Below are 20053 nucleotides of genomic sequence, written 5' to 3' on the forward strand. Positions count from 1 at the left end.
GCTCCAAACTATCGAAAATGAAACGATAGTTTTGACAGCGATAGATAACGAGAGGCAGCGATGGGATCCGGTGGCCCGATGGCGCGACGAACACCCCGCACCCGTACCCGCACCTGGCTCCGGCGGCTGCTCGGCGCCCTGCTCGCGCTGGCCCTGCCGACCGGCGCCGCGGCCGGCTGGGTGGCCTACCAGCACAGCTACGAGCTGCGCGAACAGCGGGTGACCATCACCGGCGGCGCCCAGCCCCTGGACGGCGTGCTCGCCCGGCCCGAGGGCGGCGACGGCCCGTTCGGGCTGGTGGTCTTCGTCCACGGCGACGGCCCGGCCGATGCCACCCGCGACTCCTTCTACCGGCCGATCTGGGAGTCCCTCGCCCGGGCCGGCTACGCCTCGCTCTCCTGGAACAAGCCCGGTGTCGGCGGTGCGCCCGGCGACTGGCTCGACCAGTCCATGGACGACCGGGCCGCCGAGACCGCCGCCGCCATCGCCTGGGCCAGGTCCCAGCCCGGCATCGACCCCGGCCGGATCGGACTCTGGGGCATCAGCCAGGCCGGCTGGGTGCTGCCCAAGGTCGCCAACCGGGTGCCCGACGTCCGGTTCGTGATCGCCGTCTCCCCGGCGGTCGACTGGCTCCGGCAGGGCCGCTACAACCTGCTCGCCGAACTCGCCGACGAGCACGCCCCGCAGAGCCGGATCGACGCCGAACTCGCCCGCCGCGAACGGGTCAACGACCAACTGCGCAAGGGGGCGACGTACGAGCAGGCCAGGGCCGCCGTGGGCGCCGACCTCGGCGATCTGACGCCCGGGCGCTGGCGGTTCATCGGCCGGAACTTCACCGCGGACGCCACCGCCGACCTGGCCGCGCTCAAGGTGCCCGTACTGCTGGTGCTCGGCGGCCGGGACCGCAACGTCGACGTCGCCGACACCGAGTCCGGCTACCGCCGACTCCTCACCGGGCCGGGCCAGTTGACCGTGCGGAGCTACCCGGCGGCGAGCCATTCCCTGGCCGCGCCCGGCGTCGAGGACGACTCCCTCCGGGGCCTGCTCACCGCGGTGGCCGCACCCCGTTCGGTCTATGTCGACGGCTATCTGGACGACCTGCGCCGCTACCTGGAGTCCGTGGCGCCGAAGGCGGTGCGCCGATGAGGATCCTCGCCCTCGGCGGAGCGGGCGCGATGGGCGCGGCCGCCGTCCGGGCCGCCGTCGAACTGCCCGGCGTCCGGAGCGTCGTCGTCGCCGACCGCGACCTCGCGGCGGCCCGCCGGCTGGCCGCCGCGCTCCAGCCGTGCCGAGCAGACCTGACGATACGTCAACTCGACATCACGGACGGCGGACGCCTCGAAGCCGCGCTCGCCGAGGCCGACGCGGTACTCAACACCGTGGGCCCCTACTACCGGTTCGGCCCGGCGGTACTGGCCGCCGCGATCCGCACCGGCACCCACTACCTGGACCTGTGCGACGACTGGGAGCCGACCGTCCGGATGCTCGAACTGGACGGCGAGGCAAGGAGATCGGGCGTCACGGCCGTGCTCGGCATGGGCGCCAGCCCGGGCCTCTCCAACCTGCTGGCCGTGCTCGCCGCCGAACGGCTCGACACCCTGCACGACCTGTACACCGCCTGGCCCGTCGATGTGCCCGACGCGGGCGAGGAGTTGACCGGTCCGGACGGCCGCCCGGGCGCCGCCGCCGTCCACTGGATGGAGCAGATCAGCGGCACGGTCGCCGTCGTCGAGCGGGGGGAGCCGGTACGGCGGCCGCCGCTGCGGCCGGTCACCCTCGCCCTGCCGGGCGGCCGCACCGGCACCGGGTACACCGTCGGCCACCCGGAACCGGTCACCCTGCACCGCAGCCTCGCGCCCGGCGGCGACGCGGCCTGTCTGATGGTGGTCACCCGTGGCACCGCCGCCTACCTGGACGGCCTGCGGCGCGACCTCGACCGGGGGCGGCTGGACAACGAGTCCGCCGCGGCGCTGCTCGCCGACCCGCCGACCGGCCGCGCCCTGACGGCCGCCGTCCGCGCCGCCGCGTTCCGCGGCCCGGGCACGCTGCCGCCGTTCTTCGCCGCCGCCACGGGCCTGCGCGACGGCCGCCCGCTCACCGTCCTCGCCCGCCCGGCCGAGGAGCCGCCGCGCCTGCTCGCCGACATGGCCCGGGCCACCGGGATCCCGCTCGCACTCGGGCTGGCACAGGTGCTGGACGGCACGGCCCGCCGCCCGGGCGTCCACCCGTCGGAGGCCGTCATCGACGCGCGGCGCCTCTTCCGCGACCTGGAGCCGCACCTGCCGGGCGTGCTGGTTGAGGAGACCGGTGGCCCCGGCCGGCTGGGGCGCGCTGACGGTACGGGCCCGCCAAGTGGTCGGCTCCGGAAGTCCTTCGGGGGTTGACTCCGGAGCCGACCACTACGCGTCGCTACGGCCTAGGAATTCGCCGACTGTCCGGACGAAGAATCCCGGGTCGTCCAGCCACGGGAAGTGCACGCCGCCCGGCTGGACGACGAACTCCCCGCGCGGGAAGAGCGCCGCGACCTCCGCAGCCTTGTCCGGGCGAGGGGACGGGTCCAACTCGCCCGCGAGCACCAGCACCGGCGCGTCGAGCTTGGCCAGCGCCTCGCGCACCGCGGCCGCGTCATCGAACGCGCCGGAACCGGGATAGGCGTGAGCAGCCTCCTCGTTGTAACCGTCCCTGCCGGATGCGGCGTGGGCCTCCGCCGCCGCATCCCAGCGGCCGTAGAAGAGGCGGTCCAGGAACCGCGAATCGTCCTCGGTCGCCTCCCCGACCATCGCCCGCTCGAGGACGGGCACCGCCTCGTCGTACCAGGGCTCACCGCTGCGCAGCGCGAGCGCCTCGCGCCGTCCCTCGAGCGGGAACTCGATCTCGGCCGCCCGGGCCCGGGCGGTCACCAGCACCAGCGACCGGATCCGCTGCGGATACCGGCCGGCGTAGAGCAGCACGAGGTCGCCGGCGGCGGAGTGGGCCACCACGTCGATCCGCTCCAGCCCAAGGTGGGCCCGGAGCGCTTCGACGTCGTCCACCTGCCGGTCGACGCGGTAGCTCGACGGGTCGGCCGGTGTCTCGGACTGCCCCGTGCCACGCAGGTCGAGCAGCACAAGCGAACGCCCTGCGGCGGCCGGCAGGCCGCCCAGGTCACCGAGGTAGGCGGATGCCTGCATCGGCCCTCCGGGGAGGCAGATCAGCGGATCGCCATTCCCCACGACGCGGTAGGCGAGGCGGGTTCCGTCCGGAGCAGGAAATGTTGGCATCCGGCCATCCTGGCACCGGCCGTCCACCACCCGCCACGCATTACGGGCCGGGGTGTTCCGAAGGCGTGGGCATGGCGCCCATCCTGCCCGAACGCGCCGCAGGGCCCGTTACCGCCCGCCTCAGGGGGCGATCGGCAGCTGCCGCTTGTGCTCGGTGAGCCGGTAGCGGCGGACGATCACCTCGAAGGCCGCCTGCTCGACCGGCTCGCCCTCCAGGAAGTCGTCGATGTCGTCGTAGGTGACACCGAGCGCGTCCTCGTCCGGCTTGCCCGGGTCCAGCGTCTCCAGGTCGGCGGTCGGGGTCTTGTGGGTCAGCGCGGACGGCGCACCCAGGACCTGCGACACGGCCCGCACCCGCCGCTTGGTCAGACCGGTGAGCGGGACGACGTCGGCCGCACCGTCGCCGAACTTGGTGAAGAAGCCGGAGACCGCCTCGGCGGCGTGGTCGGTGCCCACGACCAGCCCCTCGTGCGCACCCGCCACCGCGTACTGGGCGATCATGCGCTGCCGGGCCTTGATGTTGCCGTGCACGAAGTCCTGGTGGTGCGCGTCCCGGAAGACCGTGCCCCCGGCCAGCGCCGCCTCCAGCGCGGCGTCGCTGGCGGCCTTCACGTCCACGGTCAGGATCCGGTCGGGCCGGATGAACTCCAGCGCCAGCTGCGCGTCCTTCTCGTCGGCCTGCGCGCCGTACGGCAGCCGCATCGCGAAGAAGGTCGCGTCGTGCCCGGCGGCCCGGACCCGCTCCACGGCGAGCTGGCACAGCCGGCCCGCCGTCGTGGAGTCCACGCCGCCGCTGATGCCGAGCACCAGGGCGCGCAGACCCGTGGAGGTCAGCCGGTCGGCGAGGAAGGCCACCCGGCGCTCGATCTCCTGCGCGGCGTCGAAGGACGCGCTCACCTGGAGGTCCCGGGCGATCTCCTGCTGCAGGGATATGGACGCCTGGTCGGTCACGGCTGCTCCTCGGTCGGGCCCGTGGGCGGGTCGGCACCCGGCGCCACAGGTGTGTAGCGGACGGAAGCACTCTATGGGACGGCCGCGGGGCCCCGCGCGGGGCATCCGGCCTGGTGGCCGGTGCCCCATGCCAGGGCCCGGTGCGCCGGGGGTAAGGCCCGGCCCGACGGCCGCCCGGCGCCCCCACCTCGCGCGATGCGCCCCCGGCCCGGACAAACCTCCCCCCGCGGCACTGTGACCCGGATCACCCCGAATGCAGAACCTGCACGCCGGATCCGTCGTCTGGCAGGTGTGAGATCACGCAGGAGAGCACTGGACGAGCTGGACGAGGAGCGACTCCTCCGGCTGGTGGCCAGGGGTGAACGCGGAGCGTTCGACGAGTTGTACCGGCGCACGTCGCCGTGGCTGGCGGTGCGACTGCGCCGCCGCTGCGCCGACGAGCAGATCGTCGCCGAGGTCATGCAGGAGACCTATCTGGCGGTGTGGCGGGCGGCCGACGCGTTCGCCGGCAGCGCGGTCGGCGGGACGGCCGTCGGATGGCTGTGGACGATCGCGGCACGCCGCCTCGTCGACGCGTTCCGCCGCCGTGCCCACCACGCCGAACCGCCGGTCGCCGCCGCCGAGCGGGCGGTGGTGCCCGCGGCGGAGGAGGAGGCACTCGCCGGGACCGTCGGCGGCGACGTCGGCGACGCCCTGCGGCAGCTGGCGCCGGAGCTCCGACAGGTACTGCAGGCCATGGTGCTCGACGGACTCACCGTCCGGGAGACCGCCGTCCTGCTCAGACTGCCCGAGGGCACGGTCAAGACACGTGCCCGCCGGGCCCGGATCGCGATGAGGGAGGCGCTGGCATGAGCGCGGGACACGCGTCGATGCGGCTGATCGACGACTACGCACGCGGTGACACGGAGCTGGCCGCGGACGTGGTATGGGCCCTGGAGGCCCACCTGGAGACCTGCGCGACGTGCCGCGGCCGCCTGGCCGAGTCCGTCGTCACCGAGGCACCCGGGATCGCCGCGCTCGTGGACACCGTACGGGCCGGTCTGGAGCCGCAGCTGGACGCGGCCGTCCGGGCACCCTCGCGGCGGTTCCGCCCGCGCTGGGTGTCGGCCTGGATGACCCCGGCCATGGGCCCGTGGCTGGCCATGACCGTCCTCGTCACCCTGACGGCGTTGCTGCTGGACGAGGCCTGGCCGTCGGCGCTCTCCGGCGACGCCTCGCCGATGCTGCTGATCGCGCCCGTGCTGCCGCTGTGCGGCGTCGCCGCCTCCTGGTCGCGCGGCCTGGACCCGGCGCACGAGCTGACGGCCTCGACCGCCCGGGCCGGCCTGCCCCTGCTGCTCAGACGCACCACCGCGGTCCTCGTGGTGGTCCTGCCCGTGCTCCTGGCGGGCGGCTGGTGGACCGGATCCATGACGGCCGCGCAGTGGCTGCTGCCCTCCCTGGCCTTCACCTCCACCGCCCTGGCACTGGGCAGCGTGGTCGGCGTGACCCGCGCCGCCGCCGGGCTGGCCACCGCGTGGGCCGCCGCCGTCGTGGCACCCGCCTGGGCCACCGGCCGCGTCCCGCACGCCCTGGAGCTCGCCCTGCAACCGGACCGACTGCCCGCCTGGGGACTGCTCCTGGCCCTCGGCACCGGCGCCGTGATCGCCCGCAGAAACGCGTACTCAACGCTGTGAAACCATCGTCGACCCTCGAAAGGGACCACCGCATGACGCCCACCACGAGCGCGCCGGACACCGCGCCGAAGACCTACGCCTGGGAGATCCGGGCCGAGGGCCTGAGAGTACGGGTCGGACGGAAGAAGATGGCCGTCGACGGACTCGACCTCTCCCTGGGCACCGGCACCCACGGCCTCCTGGGGCCCAACGGGGCGGGAAAGACCACCCTGATCCGGGCGCTGGCCACCGTGCTGCGCCCCGCCGAGGGCGAACTGGAGCTGCTCGGCACCTCCGTGGGCGGGATCGGCGACCACCGGGCGCTGCGCCGCCGGATCGGCTACCTGCCGCAGGACTTCGGCTACTACAAGCGCTTCACGGTACGTGAGTTCGTCGAGTACATGGCCTGGTTGAAGGAGGTCCCGAAGGCGGACATCCCCGCGGCCGTCCAGCGGGCGGTGGAACGGGTGGGCCTCTCGGACCGCGCCGACCACCGGATGAAGACCCTGTCCGGCGGCATGGTGCGGCGGGCCGGCATCGCCCAGGCCATCGTCAACGACCCAGTGGTCCTGCTGCTGGACGAGCCGACGGCCGGCCTGGACCCGGCGCAGCGGCTGCGCTTCCGTGAACTGCTGCAGGAACTGGGCCGCGACACCTGCGTGGTGGTCTCCACCCACCTGGTCGAGGACGTCGCGGCGGCCTGCTCCGACGTGGTGCTCTTCGCCGACGGCCGCCTCGTCTTCCAGGGCACACCCGACGACCTGGCCGCGGCGGGCGGCGCCGAGTACCCGGGCGACAGCCCCCTGGAGCGCGGCTACTCGGCGCTGCTCCGCAACTCCGGGCAGCCGGGAGGCAACTGGTGAGCGCGCGTGTCCTGCGAATCGAGTGGAAGCGCTCCGCCGCCCCGTGGCCGGGCATCGTCGTCCTGGGCGGCAGCCTGGCGGTCTTCTGTCTGATCGACGGGATCTGGTGGAAGGGCACCGCGGGGTGGACGGCCCAGTGGACCACCATGGCCATGTGGACCAGGTACCTGCTGGGCTTCTGGTGGCCGCTCGCGGTGGGCATCGGGGCGGTGTACGGGCTGCGCGAATCCCGCTCGCGGATGGCCGAACTGCTGGTGACCACGCCGCGCCCGGCCTGGCACCGCGCGGCGCTGTCGGCCGGGGCGCTGGCGCTCGCACTGGTGGCGGGCTTCGGCCTGCTGCTCCTCGTGGGCGGCGTCCAGGTGGCCCTCGGCCCAACCGCCTACACGCCGCTGGGCTGGCTGCCGATCTCGCTCGTGGCGGCGCTGGCCCTCGTCGCGGGAGCCGTGTTCGGCATGGGCGTCGCACGGGCGCTGCCCTCCGTGCTCACCCCGCCCGCCCTGGTGGTGCTCGTCCTCCTGCTGACGGGCGTCCTCCTGCGGCAGAACGGTGACGGGGCACTGCCGGCAAGCATCGCGGCGCCCAGCCGGCTCGCCCAGCTGTCCCCGGTGACGGTGGAGCCGCGGGAGATGCTGCTGACCCTGTCCGGCTCCGTGCACCTCGGCCAGACGCTCTGGCTGCTCGGCCTGCTCGCCACCGGCTTCGCCCTGCTGTCGGCCGTGACCCGGCGGGCCCGGCTGCTCGCGGTGATCCCCGTGCTGGTCGGCCTGGCCGTGGCCCTGCCGGTCCTCCCGGCCGCTCCGCGCGACGCCTACGTCGTCGACCGCGCCGCCGCCGCCCCGGTCTGCGACGGACCGGTGTGCGTGACGCAGGCGAACCGCGCACGCCTGCCCGAACTCGCGCTGCGCGGCAAGGAGGCGCTGCGCGTGCTGCACGACCTCCTCGGCGACAAGGCGCCGACCTCGGTGCGGGAGGACACCATGCTGCGCGCGCTCGGCCAGGAACGCCCACTCTCCGGCGAGGTGGTGCTGGTCGACTTCGACGAACGGCAGCTCGTCGACGCGAAGGGTGAGCAACTCACCCGTGTGCTGATCGGCCAGGGCCTGGCCCCGAACTGCCACGGGCACAGCGACCGGGAGGGCGGGGGGAGCGACGACGTCGCAGTCCAGAGCATCGCGGTGAGCTGGGCCCTGCACGACCCCCGGCTCCAGCCGTTGGAGCCGAAGGGCACCGACGTGTGGTCGCTCAAGACCTGGGCGGACGCCGACGCCGGCTGGGAGAAGCTGATGGCGGCGTCACCCGCCGAGCAGCGTTCGCGGATCGCCGCAGTGCGCGCCGCCACGGTCTCCTGCTCGGGGTACGTGCAGCTCTCGGCCCTGGCGGGGGAGGCGGCGCGATGAGGTGGCTCACGCTGTACGCCCGTTCACGGCAGGTGCCGGCCTCGGCCGCCGCGGTCGCGCTCGTCGCGGTGGCGGTGTGGGCCCTCAACCAGGGCGGACCGGGCCCGGTGGACCTGGGGGTGGCGATCATGGTCCTCACCGCGAACGTGGCGGCCGCCTCCGTCGGGCTCGGCGGGCCGGACGTCGTACTGGAGCGGACGGCCGCGATCCGGTGGGTGCCCCGTCGCGCGGCACACGTCCTGCTGATCGGCGTGTTCGCCGGCGCCGCGCTGCTGGCGGTCCAGGCGGCGGGCGCGAAGCTCGCCCCCACCGAGGTCGTCCTGCGGGACAGCGCGGGCCTGGTCGGCCTGGCCGCACTCGGGGCGGCGCTCTGCGGGGCCCAGCTCGCCTGGACCCTGCCGACCGGCTGGATCGCGCTCGCCCTCCTCATCCCCGCTCCCCGGGGCAAGTTGGGAGAGGTGATCCACTGGATAATCTTCCCCGCCGGCACCACGGCGTCCACCGCAACGGCACTGGCCCTGCTGGCCACCGGCACCGTGGTCTACGCCCTGGCAGGCCCGAGGCGGTAACGGGGGGTTGGACGCCGCCCGCGCCGAACGCGCGGGGCGGATCCCGTCCTTGACCGCTCGGCTCAGCCGACGGGGATCCCGCGCAGGAGTACGGGGAGATGCGCGCCACGGGCGAGGGCGGTGAGTGACTGGGTGACCCGGCGGTGCTGGTCGGTGGCCATGACGTCGGCGAGCCGGGCGTCGTGCACCCAGTGCAGGCCGACGATCTGCTCGGGCGGGCGGTGGCGGCCGACGGTCGTCTCCTGCGCGCGGGTGAGGCGACCGCCCCAGTAGACGAAGGTCACGCCCTCGGGCAGGAGTTGCTCGTTCACGTAGTCGGTCGCGAGCAGGGTGCGGAGGGGGAGGACGAGGCCGGTCTCGGTCTCGGTGTGCCGACGGGCGGCGAGGTGGGGGAGCTCGTTGCGCTCGGCGGGGCCGCCGGGGAGGGTGAAACCGTTGCGGTAGGTGGTCTCGACGAGGAGGATCGCGCCGTCGGCGTTCAGGACGAGGGCCTGGTGGTCGAGCCGGCGGCGCGGCGGGTGGGTCAGGATCTCGGGCAGCGGGTACAGCAAGTCGGCTTCCTTGGTGGGAGGTTGGGGGTGGTCCGGGGCCCCGCCCGGTTCCTGCGGGGGCCCCGGGCCGGAGGGCAGTCGGGAGGAGGGCGATCGGATTCGGTCGCCGACAGCCGGCTGAAGCAGGCGGGGATTCCGGCGATGACACCGGTCGCGAGGATCAGGCCGAAGATGAGGATCCGCGGGGCGAGGGGCCCGCTGTGGATCGGCCGGCAGACGACTGCGGCGGTGGCGGCGCTGAGGGTCGGTACGGCGAGCGTGATCGCGAGCAGCTTGCCGCTGGCGCTCACGCCGCGTCGTGCGCGCGGGGCCGACTCGGCTGCTGGACGGGGACGAGGCGGGGGAGTTCGAGCCGTCGGAGGTCCTCGGGCCTGGTGGTCCACTCGCAGCCGCCGCGCTCGGGGCGGAGGTAGGCCAGCCCGCCGAGGGTGTCCATGTAGACACCCTCGACGGGCGTCCCGCCGGGGGAGCGGTGGGCGATGTCGCGGACGACCTCGCCCACCTCGGGCTTGTAGGCGGGAATGTGAGGGCGACGGGGCATGGGTGCTCCAATGGTTGCGCTGTGCTTTGAGGTCGTCACGACCTGTATCCATGATGGGGCGCCGAGGGCTACGATCGGTAGCTACGGAACTAGCGAGTCAGCCTGGGTTCAGTTGAGGAGTGGCATGAACCGCCGCGAACTTGATCCATCGTCATCTCCGAGTGCCGCACTCGGCGTTCAACTCCGCAGGTCGCGCGAGGGTCGAAGCCTCACCCAGGCGCAGCTCGGGGAGACCATCAGTTTCTCGGCGTCATATATCTCGCGAATTGAACGAGGTGTGGAGCCGCCCAGCCGTCGTCTCGCGCAGGAGGTGGACCGCGCGCTCGAGACCGGCGGGACGATCGAGCTGATGCTCGACCAGTTGGAGCACAGCGTGCTCATTGAAGGCTTTCCCGAGTTTGCGGAGCACGAGTCGCGCGCTACGGCCATACGACTGTTTGAAATCGGGGTCGTCCCTGGACTGCTGCAGGTTCAGTCGTACGCGGAGGCGTACGAGATGGCCGCTGTGCGCCAAGGCAACTCAACGCAGGCCCAGGCAGCAGAACGGCTGGCGTTCCTCAGGGCGCGGCAGGCTCGTCTGTCCGAGGCCCGTCCGCCAACTGTTCAGGCCGTCCTCGATGCCACCTGCCTGCTCAGGCCTATTGGTGGCGCCGGTGTCATGGTTGAGCAGTTGCGGCACTTGGAGGCACTGGCGGACTGCCCGATGAATGTCCTCCAAGTCGCCCCGCTGGAACTGGGGGAGGACCGGCCGCTCAACCACCCGCTTGTTCTCCTGTCGCTTCCGGACCGACGCGTCATGGGGTACACCGAGACCCTTCAACGTGGGTATCTTGAGCGAGATGCCGAGACGGTGGCGGGCTGGGTGAGCAGTTACGATCGGCTCCAGGTCGAGGCGCTGTCGAGAGCGGCGTCGGTGGCCTATATCCGCAAAGTACGGAAGGACTTCGAGGACCATGCCCGTTGACCTCAGTGGTGCCCGTTGGCGCAAGAGCACCTACAGCAATGGTCAGGGTGGGTGTGTCGAGGTCGCTGACGGCCACAGTGGCATCATGCCCGTGCGCGACTCCAAGGACCCCGAGGGCCCTGTGCTCGTCTTCCCGCTCGATGCCTGGCGGTCGTTCATCGCCGATGTCCGAGCCGGGGAGTTCGACATCCTCTGACCGTCGGTTCCGCCCCACGCCGTAGTGCGGGTAGCCCACCGGAGTGGGCGGCAGGGCCGCCCGAAGCTGTATCCCTGGCACTGGTCCGCAAGGCTCGGAAGGAGCTACTTCCATGAACCCCGACCTCTCCGGCGCATCCTGGGCCAAGTCGTCGTACTCCACGAACGGTGGTGAGTGCGTGGAGGTCTCCGGAAGCTTCCCCGGGGCGGTTCCCGTGCGTGACTCCAAGGACCCCGAGGGCCCCGCGCTCGTCTTCCCGCTCGATGCCTGGCGGTCGTTCGTCTCCGGTGTCCGGGCTGGTGAGTTCGGCACTCTCTGACCGCTGCGCCCCGAACGCCGACACCTGCCCGACCCGCCGGCTCGGCGGGTCGGGCAGGCATCGGGCGAGCGTCGGTCAGGCGGTGGCCGGCTCGGTGGTGGCCGGGGCCGAACGGCGGGTCAGCAGGCTGTCCACGGCGAGGGCGCCCGGGCCCGTGGCGGCGACCAGGAGAAGGGCCCAGCAGAACAGCGCGGAGGGCTCGCCACCGTTCTGGAGCGGGAACAGCGAGTGCTCCTGGTGCACGCTGAAGTACGCGTACGCCATCGAGCCGGAGCAGATCACCGCCGCTGTCCGGGTACCCAGGCCGAGCGTCACCAGACCGCCGCCGACCAGCTGGATCACGGCCGCGTACCAGCCGGGCCAGGACAGCGCCTCCACTGTGCCGCCGCCCTTGGCGCCACCCAGGACGCCGAACAGCGAGGCTGCTCCGTGGCAGGTGAAGAGCAGGCCGATCGCGATGCGCGACAGGCCCACCACATACGGGCGGGCGGTGTCGACGACACTGCTGGGGACGAGCGGCATTGAGGTACTCCAGGGGGACGGGGGACCGCTGTGGCGCGGCCATGGTGAGTGACTGCTAAGGCAAGCCTTTCCTGTGCGTAGTTGAAGATGCAATGGTTTCCATCGAGCCTTCACGAAGTCGTAACCGTCCGCTGATGCTTGATCCACAGATGGTTGTTCCACGGACCGTCAGCCCGAGGCCACACCTGAACGCCGTTCGCCACGTCACCGCGGCCGCCGGAGGTGGCTCCCGGCCTACGTCACGGCGCTCCGGATGCCGAGGGTGATGAGGACCGCCGACGTGGCCTTGGCGGCGGTGAAGGCCAGGCTGGAGCGCATGACCAGGGCTGACAGTCCGGCCACGGCGAGGGTCGCGTGGATGTACAGGCCGGTGACGCTGCCGAGGATGACGGGAAGGGCGCCTGGCGGCGGCCGCCGTCGGTGACGTGTTGGACCAGCAGGGCCAGGGTGGCGCCGGGGGTGGCGATCAGCGGACGCGCGGCGAACGTCGAGGCGGCCGCGGTGTGGGCGTGGCCCGTCTTCTCGGGGGAGCGGAAAACTTCTCCGTACCCACCTGCAACCCTGACGTGTGCCACGCGTCTTCAAGGGTGAGGGCAGGGGCGGGGTGGTGGCCACCACCCGGAATCGACGCAACCGCGACACCTGCCACTCGTGCGTCCGCTCGACTCCACTCATCGCACAGCCGACCGCTTCCGCGACATGCCCGCATGCCCGGAAGCCGGTAACTCCGTATGCCCGCACCGACGTTCCAGGGGGGAACCGTCATGTCCACTGTCATCCGCACCCGCCGTTCGCGCCGCTCCGCCGCCGTGGCCGCCGTTCTCGGGGCCGTCGCCCTGTGCGGCTCCGTCGCGCTCTCGGCGCCCGCCGCCCACGCGGAGGCCGTGAAGCATGCCACCCTGGCCGTCCACGGCCCGGCCTCGGTCGGACTCGCCGGCCAGCCGGTCGAGTTCACCGAGGCCGTCACCAACACCGGCTCCGAGACCAGCACCTACGTCCTGGTCCTGACGGCCACCGGTGGCACCGGCGCCCCGGAGCACGCGATCGCCATCGACTACCAGGACCCCGCCGACGGCGCCTGGAAGCCGGTCCCGCTGGAGCAGCACGCCGACGGCAGCGCCGGCTTCAGCGGCACGCTGCCCGGCGGTGTCACCGTCCCGGTCGGTGACACCGCCACCCGGAAGCTGCGCATCAACGCCGCGGCGGGGCTGCCCCGTGACGGAGCGTCCGACGGCGGCTTCCCGTCCATCACCCTGCGCTCCGGGCTGACCGCGCCCGGCTCCCGGGTGCTGCTGGCCGAGCAGACCAGGACCATCAGGACCGACTCGATCCCCGGCACGCCCGCCGACGCCCCCGCCACGCCCGCCCCGGCTGCCATGCCGAGCACCGCCCCGACCGCGCCGAGCACCGCCCCGACCGCCCCTGACGCGCCCGTCGCTCCGGCCACCGCCGGCACGGGCGGCAATCCCGCGCTGCTCGGCAGTGCCATCGGCGTGCCCGCCATCGGGGCCGGCGCGCTCGCTCTCGCGCGTCGGCTGCGCCGCTCCTGAGACCCCACCACCCGGCGCCGGGCAGCACGTTGCCGTGCCGCCCGGCACCAGGTGTGTGCCGTACCCGCCGACCGGGAGCGAAGCCCGATCGGCGCCTCGCACCCGGCGGATCGCTCCCGGCGGGGTGTCAGCCCAGGTGTCGGGCGAAGAACCGCAGCGAGCTGTCCAGTTCGAACGCCGGGATCTCCCCGTGCCGGCCGGGGTTGGCGTGCAGCGTCTTCTCGGCGGAGGCGAAGAGGTCGAACAGCGCCAGGCTCGCGGCCCGCGGCACCATCTGGTCGTCCCACTGCACCAGGAACTCCACCGGGACGGTGATCCGTGCCGCCGCCCCGGGCGAGGTCTCCGCCCCGTTCAGACCCAGCACCGCCGCGCGAACGCGGGGCTCGGCGGCGACGAACGGAACGCCGAGTCCGCAACCCATCGACATGCCCCAGTAGCCCACCGGACCGGCTCCGACACTGCCGAGGTCCTGGACCGCGTCCAGGACCGCCCGCCACTCCGGGACGCTCTGGCCGGCCAGGAGCGCGTGGAGCTCGGCGACCACCGGCGACACGTCCCCTCCGGCCTGCGCGCGGGTCCGCAACTCGGTGATGATCCGGTCGTGTTCGGCGGTCCTCGGCCGGTCGCCGTGGCCGGGGGCGTCGACGGCCGCCACCGCGAAACCGCCGTCGGCCGCGAAACGCCGGGCCCGCGCCACGATGCCGGGGGCCGTCTTGTGCTGGCCGCCGCCGTGCCCCATCAGGATCAGGGAACGCTGCCCGGTGGCGCCGTCCGGTGTCCACAGGACGCCGGGGATCTCGCCGAAGTCGTGAGCGAGGGTGAAGAGTTGCTCGGTGACGCCGTCGGAGGACGTCTGGGAGGTGAAGCGCACGGCGTAAGCCTTTCGGGGTGCCCTGTGCGGCGCTCCCTACGCGATGCGCGGGAGGGAGCTCCGATCTGTCACAGCGTTGATCGGTCTCACCTCCTCAGTCCCTGCGGTAAACGGCGACGCTGAACGTACCACAAGTGGTCGTTCGGTCAACGGCGTTGACGTCCGTGCGTTCGACACCCGCTCACCAGCGGCCTCACCCCACGCCGAACGTCCGGCGCAGGCAGCTCGCCAGCCGCTCCGGCGTCGGCGGGTGGAACCGCCCGGCCAGACAGCCGTCCGGGCGGATGAGGAACGCCTCCCCGGGGCGGGCCGCGTAGGCGGCGGCGAACTCGCCGGCGCCGTCCCGGACGAACGGCAGGCGCCACTGCGGCTGCGGCGCGCCCGGGGCGAGCACCGCGTACACGTCCAGCAGCCCGTGGGCCGCGGACAGCGCGGCCACCGCACACGTGGTCACCTGCTCGCCGGCGGCCCCGGGGTCGACGTGGAACAGCAGCGTGTGCCGGGGGCTGCGCAGCAGGTCGAACAGCCGGCTCGGGTAGCTCGCGAGCTCGCGCTCCAGCCCGCGGCAGTCCGGCGCCCGGTCACCGGGGGCGGGGCCGCCGGTTGCGGCGTCCGTGCCGTCGGCCTGCTCGACCAGCGGACTGTCGGGGTACCCGACCAGGAGTTGGGCCTCCCGCCGCAGGATCGTCTCCAGGTCGTCGGAGTCGGACTCGGCGTCCGCCGGGACGCCCGCCCTGGCGTGCCGGACCGTTCGCCCGACGACCTCCGCGCCGACCGGGTACCGCTCGGCGTGGTAGCTGTCGAGCAGGCCGTCGGCGGCGATGCCCCGCACCGCGAGCGCCAGCTTCCAGGCCAGGTTGTAGGCGTCCTGGACACCGGTGTTCATGCCCTGGGCGCCGGTGGGCGGGTGGATGTGGGCCGCGTCCCCGGCCACGAACAGCCGCCCGGCCCGGTAGCGGTCCACCAGGCGGTGGCTGATCCGGAAGGTGGAGGCCCAGCGCAGCGCCGAGGCGTGCGCGGGCCGGGGCGAGAGCCGGTCGAGCACCGCCTGGATGTGCCGCAGTTCGGGAGCCCGGCCCCCCTCCAACCCGTGCTCGACGCCGTCCCCCGAACCCGCGCGGGACAGTTCGTCCGGCACCGTCATCGACATCCGGTACCGCCCCCGGCCCGGGAGCGGGATGCAGACCAGCAGGTCGTCGACCTTCCCGTCCGCGTCGTGGTGCACGGCCCGGACGCCGTACCCCGCCGGGAGGTCCCAGTCCACCTCGACATCACCCAGCATGTACTGCTCGGGAAAGGCGTCGCCCTCGAACCGCAGGCCGGCCGTCTTGCGCACCAGGCTGTGGGCGCCGTCGCAGCCCACCACATAGCGGGCCCGCACCTCCCGTGGCCCGGACGGACCCCGGAGCGCGGCCCGGACGTGGTCGGCGTCCTGTTCGAGGGAGAGCAACTCGGTGCCGCGCTCGACGTGGGTGCCCCAGCCGGCCAGATGCTCGGTGAGCAGGCGCTCCGTCGTGTACTGCGGCAGCGCGGCGAACGCGTACGGGATGTCGGGCGGCAGGGCCAGCTCGATCCGGGGGCCGGGCTGCCCGTCGGAGTACAGGAGCTGGCCGAGCATCGGGACGGCCTCGTCGAGGGCCGCGCCGACCATGCCCATCGCGTCCCACACCTCCATGGTGCGCGGCTGCACCCCGACGGCCTTGGCGTAGTGCTGCGGGGTGGCTAGGCGGTCCACGATCCGGCAGCCGACCCCGTGGCGCCGCAGCTCGGCGGCGGCGGTCAGGCCCACCGGGCCCGCGCCCACGACCAGTACGTCGGTCTCGTCCATGGCCGCTCCTAGACCGGTCACCGACCGCCTTCCGGGGCACGCGCGATCGCCTCCCTCCAGGCTGCGCCCGACAGCCGCCGGGCCGCCACCCGTGCCTTCCCCGGGGACGGTCCGAAGCCGCACGGACACCGGTTCCGTCGGGGCCCCTCCGTTCACCCCGCAGCGGGGCCTTGATCGCCTCGCCGCCGGACTGCGCTCACTCTGGCGTGACCGGTGACCGGTTCTGAACATTTGGCAACAATCCCGATCAACTCCTGACGCTCCGTCAAGGGGTCTCCTACGCTTCGTGCGGCTCCGGCGCGTACCGGAGTCCAGCGTTCCCCGCTGCCTTGACGAGTCTGGAGAAGACCCCCGTGAGAATACGTCGCTCCCCGCGCCGCTCCTGGACGGCCGTGGTCGCCACCGGTGCGGCCACGGCCGCGCTGCTGTCGCAGCCCGGCATCGCGGAGGCCGCCGCGCCGCCGCCCGCCGTGACCGCCACCGTGGCCGTGGCGGAGTACCCGGCGGGCGTCGCGCTCGCGCCGGACGGCGGCCGGGCGATCGTGACCAGCCAGAGCAGCGGCACCGTGAGCGTCCTCGACACCGCCACCGGCACGGTGGCCGGCACCTTCACGGCCGGCACCGGCTCGTACGCCGTGGCCTGGGCCCCGGACGGGCGGCACGCGTACCTGACCCACCACCTCGACGGCACGGTCAGCGTGCTGGACACCGCGACCAACGCCGTGACCGCCACCGTCCCGGTCGGCGCCGAGCCCTTCGGGGTGGCCGTCGCCCGCGACGGCGCACACGTCTACGTCGGCAACGCCGGGGACGGCACGGTCAGCGTGCTGGACACCGCGACCAACGTCGTCACCGCCACCGTCCCGGTCGGCGCCGAGCCGCACGGCCTGGTCGTCGCCCCGGACGGCGCGCACCTCTACGTCGCCGCCTCGGGCGCCCAGGCGGTGAGCGTCGTCGACACCGCGAGCAACACGGTGAGCGCGACCATCGCGGTCGGCCACGGGGTGTTCGGCCTGGCGCTGAGCTCCGACGGCTCCCGGCTGTGGACCGCCAACGGCGGCGACAACACCCTCAGCGTGCTGGACACCGCCGCGAAGACCGTCGCGGGCACCGTGACGGTGGGGACCAACCCGTTCGCCGTCGCGCTCTCCCCGGACGGCCGGTACGCGTACGCCTCGAACTACGCCGACGACACGCTGAGCGTGATCACCACCGCCGACCGCGCGGTCACCGCGACGGTGCCGGTCGGCGCCAGCCCGTTCACGCTGGCGCTCACCCCGGACGGGCGGCGCGGCTACCTGACCGACTTCACCGGCTCCACCGTGAGCGTCCTCGGCTTCCCGCTGCCGGTGCCGGTGGTGACCGGGGTCAGCCCGGCGTCCGGCCCGCAGGCCGGCGGTACGGTCGTCACCATCACCGGGACCGACCTGGAGGGCGCCACCGCCGTGAGCTTCGGCGCCGCCGGAAACGCCACCACCTTCACCTGCACCGCGACCGGCTGCACCGCCACCGCGCCCGCCGCCTCCGCCGCCGGGACGGTGGACGTCCGGGTCACCACGCCGGGCGGCACCAGCGCGGTGACCCCCGCCGACCGCTTCGGCTACACCGCACCCACCGCCGACCTCGCCGTCTCGCTCGGCGCCGCGCCGGTGGGCGGGCTGTTCTCCGGCCGGGTCGACTACACCCTCACGCTGACCAACAACGGCCCCGCCACGGTGACCTCGGCCACCGTCACCGCCGACCTGCCCAGCGGGTTCAGCGCCTCCTCGACCGACTGCACCATCGCCTCCGGCAAGCTGAACTGCACCGTCGCCACCCCGCTCGCCCAGGGTGCGAGCACCACCCGCCACGTCACGGTGCAGGTCGGCCTGCTCAACCTCGGCCGGGCCTTCACCGTCACTGCCGCCCGCACCGCGAGCGCGCCCGCCGACCCGGTCGCGACCAACGACCGCGCGTCCCGTACCTGCACCGCCACCCTCGCCCTGCTGATCAGCTGCGTCTGAGCCCGACTGCCCCCGCCTCCCTCTCCCCGGGAGGCGGGGGCCCGGCTCCCGGTGCTGCGCGCCGCGCAGTGTTGGGCGAAGCAGGGTTGGACGAAACGTCCAGACTGGACGTACAGTCCAGATATGACCGCAGAGACCCCAGACCCGCGCGTCCAGGCCTGGTCGCCCGTGTGCCAGGCGGTGGCGCTGCTGCTCGGCCCCTACGCCGAGGTGGTGCTGCACGACGCCGTCCGCGACGAGGTCCTCGCCCTCTGGAACCCGATGAGCGGCCGCGCCCCCGGCGACCCGTCCCTGCTCGGCGAACTGGACGGGCTGGACCCGTCCGCGCCCGACGTCTACGGGCCCTACGAGAAGCTGCTGCCCGACGGACGGCGGCTCTCCTCGGTCAGCGCCGTGCTCCGCGACGCCGAAGGCCGCCCCTCGGCCGTGCTCTGCGTGAACCTCGACCGCGGACCGCTGGAACACGCCGCCGCCCTGCTGGCCGGCTTCGCCGCCCCCACCGCCCCCCGCCCCGAACCGCTCTTCGAACGGGACTGGACGGAGCGGATGAACGACGTCGTCGGCGGCTACGTCCGCGCCCACGGCCGACCGCTGGACCGGCTCGGCCGCGAGGACCGGCTCGCCGTGCTGCGCGAACTCGACCAGGCCGGGGTGCTCGCGGTACGCCGCGCCGTCCCGGCCGTCGCCACCGCGCTCAAGGTCTCGCGCTCGACGGTCTACACCCTGCTCGCCGAGCTCAGAGGCGAGCCGGAGGCCCAACGGGCCGAAGCGCTGCAGGCCGACGTGCAACAGAGCGAAGCCCGACAGGCCGACGCAGAACAGCCGAACGCAGAACAGCCGAACGCAGAACAGAGGAACCGCCGATGACCAGGCTGCCCGACTTCCGGCTGGAAACCCACTTCTCCCGCTGGGAGTTCACCGCCCGCCACCACCTCACCGCCTCCGACGCGCAGACCATGGCGATGTCCGAACTGCTCGCCCTGGCCGGCCCCGGGGACCGGCACGCCTGGGACAACCTCACCCTCGGCTACACCGAGACCTTCGGCGACCCGGCCCTGCGGCAGGCGATCGCCGGCATGTACGAGCACGTCGACACCGACGACGTGATCTGCTTCGGCGGCGCGCAGGAGGCCCTCAACCTGGCCATGCAGGTGCTGCTCGGACCAGCCGACCACGCCGTCGTCCTGACGCCCAACTACCAGTCCGCGGAGACCATTCCGCTCTCGCTCTGCGAGGTCACCGGGGTCGCCCTGGACGCCGGGCGCGACTGGGCGCTCGACCTGGACGAACTGACCGCCGCGCTGCGCCCCAACACCCGCGTGGTGTCCGTCAACTTCCCCAACAACCCCACCGGCAAGGTGATCGACGCGGCCGACCTCACCCGGATCGCCCAACTCTGCGACGAGCGTGGCATCCACCTCTTCAGCGACGAGGTCTACCGCGGCCTGGAGTACGACCCGGCCCGCACCCTGCCGCAGGCCGCCGACCTCTCCCGGACCGCCCTCTCGCTCAACGTCACCTCCAAGTCCCTCGGCCTGCCCGGCCTGCGGGTCGGCTGGATCGCCTGCCGCGACCGGGAGTTGCGCAGCCGCCTGGAGCGCGCCAAGCACTACACCACCATCTGCAACTCCGCGCCGAGCGAGATCCTGGCCCGGATCGCGATCAACAACCGCGAGCGGATCCTGTCCCGCAACCGGGCGATCATCGCCGCCAACCTGCCGCAGTTCGACGCGTTCTTCGCGGCCTTCCCCGACCTCTTCGAGTGGCGAGCCCCGGACGGCGGCTGCGTCGCCTATCCCCGCTACCTCGGCGCGGACGGCGTGGAGGAGTTCTGCACCCGGCTGGTCGAGCAGGCCGGCGTCCTGCTCCTGCCCGCGAGCATCTACCGCTCCGAACTCACCCCCACCCCCACCGACCGCTTCCGCATCGGCCTCGGCCGCCGCGACCCGGCCCCCGCACTGGCCGCCTTCGCCGACTGGCTGAAGGGCCGGCGCTGAGAATCGGGGCTTG

General features: G+C 73.4%; 21 protein-coding genes and 1 pseudogene. 14 read left to right on the forward strand and 8 right to left on the reverse strand.

Annotated elements, in window-relative coordinates; all coding sequences use genetic code 11:
* Window positions 1–78 precede the first annotated feature (78 nt).
* Complete coding sequence (locus tag ACIGZJ_RS23060) at window positions 79–1146, forward strand: alpha/beta hydrolase family protein (protein WP_396458974.1); 1068 nt, start codon at window positions 79–81, stop codon at window positions 1144–1146.
* Window positions 1143–2384 (forward strand): saccharopine dehydrogenase family protein, encoded by a 1242-nt coding sequence (locus ACIGZJ_RS23065; protein WP_396458975.1) that lies wholly within the window; start codon window positions 1143–1145, stop codon window positions 2382–2384. The genes ACIGZJ_RS23060 and ACIGZJ_RS23065 overlap by 4 nt, the downstream gene beginning before the upstream one ends.
* Window positions 2385–2399: 15 nt before the next feature.
* On the opposite strand, the gene ACIGZJ_RS23070 is transcribed toward ACIGZJ_RS23065, so the two are convergent.
* Both ACIGZJ_RS23070 and nadE read right to left on the reverse strand, forming a co-directional pair.
* On the reverse strand, window positions 2400–3170 hold the full coding sequence (locus ACIGZJ_RS23070) for an alpha/beta fold hydrolase (protein ID WP_396458976.1): 771 nt from the start codon (window positions 3168–3170) through the stop codon (window positions 2400–2402).
* 210 nt (window positions 3171–3380) lie between these two features.
* A complete protein-coding gene (nadE, locus tag ACIGZJ_RS23075) occupies window positions 3381–4211 on the reverse strand; it encodes an ammonia-dependent NAD(+) synthetase (protein ID WP_392939258.1) in 831 nt (276 codons plus the stop codon).
* 291 nt (window positions 4212–4502) lie between these two features.
* On the opposite strand from nadE, the gene ACIGZJ_RS23080 reads away from it, so the two are divergent.
* Genes ACIGZJ_RS23080 through ACIGZJ_RS23100 form a run of 5 tightly spaced genes read left to right on the forward strand, consistent with a single transcriptional unit; the run spans window position 4503 to window position 8698 of the window.
* On the forward strand, window positions 4503–5063 hold the full coding sequence (locus ACIGZJ_RS23080) for an RNA polymerase sigma factor (protein ID WP_392939260.1): 561 nt from the start codon (window positions 4503–4505) through the stop codon (window positions 5061–5063).
* Window positions 5060–5887, forward strand: a complete 828-nt coding sequence (locus tag ACIGZJ_RS23085; RefSeq protein ID WP_396458977.1) for a zf-HC2 domain-containing protein — start codon at window positions 5060–5062, stop codon at window positions 5885–5887. The genes ACIGZJ_RS23080 and ACIGZJ_RS23085 overlap by 4 nt, the downstream gene beginning before the upstream one ends.
* A gap of 32 nt (window positions 5888–5919) precedes the next feature.
* Window positions 5920–6729 (forward strand): ABC transporter ATP-binding protein, encoded by an 810-nt coding sequence (locus ACIGZJ_RS23090; protein ID WP_396458978.1) that lies wholly within the window; start codon window positions 5920–5922, stop codon window positions 6727–6729.
* Window positions 6726–8129, forward strand: a complete 1404-nt coding sequence (locus ACIGZJ_RS23095; protein ID WP_396458979.1) for a hypothetical protein — start codon at window positions 6726–6728, stop codon at window positions 8127–8129. Before ACIGZJ_RS23090 ends, ACIGZJ_RS23095 begins: the two co-directional genes overlap by 4 nt.
* Complete coding sequence (locus ACIGZJ_RS23100) at window positions 8126–8698, forward strand: hypothetical protein (protein WP_396458980.1); 573 nt, start codon at window positions 8126–8128, stop codon at window positions 8696–8698. The genes ACIGZJ_RS23095 and ACIGZJ_RS23100 overlap by 4 nt, the downstream gene beginning before the upstream one ends.
* A 62-nt stretch (window positions 8699–8760) precedes the next feature.
* Here ACIGZJ_RS23100 and ACIGZJ_RS23105 read toward each other — a convergent pair whose 3' ends face one another.
* Window positions 8761–9249, reverse strand: coding sequence for an NUDIX domain-containing protein (locus ACIGZJ_RS23105; protein ID WP_396458981.1), 489 nt, complete (start codon window positions 9247–9249; stop codon window positions 8761–8763).
* Between the two features lie 286 nt (window positions 9250–9535).
* Window positions 9536–9790: a hypothetical protein gene (locus tag ACIGZJ_RS23110; RefSeq protein WP_396458982.1), complete on the reverse strand. Its 255-nt coding sequence runs from the start codon at window positions 9788–9790 to the stop codon at window positions 9536–9538.
* 124 nt (window positions 9791–9914) lie between these two features.
* Here ACIGZJ_RS23110 and ACIGZJ_RS23115 point away from each other — a divergent pair, with 124 nt between their 5' ends.
* The 3 genes from ACIGZJ_RS23115 (at window position 9915) to ACIGZJ_RS23125 (ending at window position 11269) form a co-directional block, all read left to right on the forward strand.
* Window positions 9915–10754, forward strand: a complete 840-nt coding sequence (locus ACIGZJ_RS23115; RefSeq protein WP_396458983.1) for a Scr1 family TA system antitoxin-like transcriptional regulator — start codon at window positions 9915–9917, stop codon at window positions 10752–10754.
* Window positions 10744–10950 (forward strand): DUF397 domain-containing protein, encoded by a 207-nt coding sequence (locus ACIGZJ_RS23120; RefSeq protein ID WP_396458984.1) that lies wholly within the window; start codon window positions 10744–10746, stop codon window positions 10948–10950. Before ACIGZJ_RS23115 ends, ACIGZJ_RS23120 begins: the two co-directional genes overlap by 11 nt.
* 112 nt (window positions 10951–11062) lie before the next feature.
* Window positions 11063–11269 (forward strand): DUF397 domain-containing protein, encoded by a 207-nt coding sequence (locus ACIGZJ_RS23125; protein ID WP_396458985.1) that lies wholly within the window; start codon window positions 11063–11065, stop codon window positions 11267–11269.
* Between the two features lie 75 nt (window positions 11270–11344).
* On the opposite strand, the gene ACIGZJ_RS23130 is transcribed toward ACIGZJ_RS23125, so the two are convergent.
* Both ACIGZJ_RS23130 and ACIGZJ_RS23135 read right to left on the reverse strand, forming a co-directional pair.
* Entirely contained in the window at window positions 11345–11791 is a 447-nt protein-coding gene (locus ACIGZJ_RS23130) for a DoxX family protein (protein WP_392939275.1), read from the reverse strand.
* Window positions 11792–12043: 252 nt separating this feature from the next.
* Window positions 12044–12261 (reverse strand): annotated as a pseudogene (locus ACIGZJ_RS23135) (LysE family transporter); the annotation flags it as partial.
* Between the two features lie 294 nt (window positions 12262–12555).
* Here ACIGZJ_RS23135 and ACIGZJ_RS23140 point away from each other — a divergent pair.
* Window positions 12556–13341 carry a hypothetical protein gene (locus ACIGZJ_RS23140; protein ID WP_396458986.1) on the forward strand — a complete coding sequence of 262 codons (786 nt, stop codon included), beginning with the start codon at window positions 12556–12558 and terminating at the stop codon, window positions 13339–13341.
* Window positions 13342–13468: 127 nt separating this feature from the next.
* On the opposite strand, the gene ACIGZJ_RS23145 is transcribed toward ACIGZJ_RS23140, so the two are convergent.
* Complete coding sequence (locus tag ACIGZJ_RS23145) at window positions 13469–14212, reverse strand: dienelactone hydrolase family protein (RefSeq protein ID WP_396458987.1); 744 nt, start codon at window positions 14210–14212, stop codon at window positions 13469–13471.
* Between the two features lie 193 nt (window positions 14213–14405).
* A complete protein-coding gene (locus ACIGZJ_RS23150; RefSeq protein ID WP_396458988.1) occupies window positions 14406–16040 on the reverse strand; it encodes an FAD-dependent monooxygenase in 1635 nt (544 codons plus the stop codon).
* A gap of 353 nt (window positions 16041–16393) precedes the next feature.
* Between ACIGZJ_RS23150 and ACIGZJ_RS23155 the strand changes: the two genes are divergently transcribed.
* The 3 genes from ACIGZJ_RS23155 (at window position 16394) to ACIGZJ_RS23165 (ending at window position 20040) form a co-directional block, all read left to right on the forward strand.
* Window positions 16394–18043, forward strand: coding sequence for a cytochrome D1 domain-containing protein (locus tag ACIGZJ_RS23155; protein WP_396458989.1), 1650 nt, complete (start codon window positions 16394–16396; stop codon window positions 18041–18043).
* A 123-nt stretch (window positions 18044–18166) separates the two neighbouring features.
* Complete coding sequence (locus tag ACIGZJ_RS23160; protein ID WP_396458990.1) at window positions 18167–18910, forward strand: transcriptional regulator; 744 nt, start codon at window positions 18167–18169, stop codon at window positions 18908–18910.
* Complete coding sequence (locus ACIGZJ_RS23165; RefSeq protein ID WP_396458991.1) at window positions 18907–20040, forward strand: aminotransferase class I/II-fold pyridoxal phosphate-dependent enzyme; 1134 nt, start codon at window positions 18907–18909, stop codon at window positions 20038–20040. Before ACIGZJ_RS23160 ends, ACIGZJ_RS23165 begins: the two co-directional genes overlap by 4 nt.
* Window positions 20041–20053: the final 13 nt, after the last annotated feature.

The organism is Kitasatospora sp. NPDC052868, assembly GCF_044547105.1.
Classification (GTDB): domain Bacteria; phylum Actinomycetota; class Actinomycetes; order Streptomycetales; family Streptomycetaceae; genus Kitasatospora.

What these genes read in the sequence shown, in the direction of transcription:
- ACIGZJ_RS23060 (WP_396458974.1), top strand. Translation starts at nt 79, where the DNA reads ATGGCGCGACGAACACCCCGCACCCGTACCCGCACCTGGCTCCGGCGG.
- ACIGZJ_RS23065 (WP_396458975.1), top strand. Translation starts at nt 1,143, where the DNA reads ATGAGGATCCTCGCCCTCGGCGGAGCGGGCGCGATGGGCGCGGCCGCC.
- ACIGZJ_RS23070 (WP_396458976.1), bottom strand. Translation starts at nt 3,170, where the DNA reads ATGCAGGCATCCGCCTACCTCGGTGACCTGGGCGGCCTGCCGGCCGCC.
- ACIGZJ_RS23085 (WP_396458977.1), top strand. Translation starts at nt 5,060, where the DNA reads ATGAGCGCGGGACACGCGTCGATGCGGCTGATCGACGACTACGCACGC.
- ACIGZJ_RS23090 (WP_396458978.1), top strand. Translation starts at nt 5,920, where the DNA reads ATGACGCCCACCACGAGCGCGCCGGACACCGCGCCGAAGACCTACGCC.
- ACIGZJ_RS23100 (WP_396458980.1), top strand. Translation starts at nt 8,126, where the DNA reads ATGAGGTGGCTCACGCTGTACGCCCGTTCACGGCAGGTGCCGGCCTCG.
- ACIGZJ_RS23110 (WP_396458982.1), bottom strand. Translation starts at nt 9,790, where the DNA reads ATGCCCCGTCGCCCTCACATTCCCGCCTACAAGCCCGAGGTGGGCGAG.
- ACIGZJ_RS23115 (WP_396458983.1), top strand. Translation starts at nt 9,915, where the DNA reads ATGAACCGCCGCGAACTTGATCCATCGTCATCTCCGAGTGCCGCACTC.
- ACIGZJ_RS23120 (WP_396458984.1), top strand. Translation starts at nt 10,744, where the DNA reads ATGCCCGTTGACCTCAGTGGTGCCCGTTGGCGCAAGAGCACCTACAGC.
- ACIGZJ_RS23125 (WP_396458985.1), top strand. Translation starts at nt 11,063, where the DNA reads ATGAACCCCGACCTCTCCGGCGCATCCTGGGCCAAGTCGTCGTACTCC.
- ACIGZJ_RS23130 (WP_392939275.1), bottom strand. Translation starts at nt 11,791, where the DNA reads ATGCCGCTCGTCCCCAGCAGTGTCGTCGACACCGCCCGCCCGTATGTG.
- ACIGZJ_RS23140 (WP_396458986.1), top strand. Translation starts at nt 12,556, where the DNA reads ATGTCCACTGTCATCCGCACCCGCCGTTCGCGCCGCTCCGCCGCCGTG.
- ACIGZJ_RS23150 (WP_396458988.1), bottom strand. Translation starts at nt 16,040, where the DNA reads ATGGACGAGACCGACGTACTGGTCGTGGGCGCGGGCCCGGTGGGCCTG.
- ACIGZJ_RS23160 (WP_396458990.1), top strand. Translation starts at nt 18,167, where the DNA reads ATGACCGCAGAGACCCCAGACCCGCGCGTCCAGGCCTGGTCGCCCGTG.
- ACIGZJ_RS23165 (WP_396458991.1), top strand. Translation starts at nt 18,907, where the DNA reads ATGACCAGGCTGCCCGACTTCCGGCTGGAAACCCACTTCTCCCGCTGG.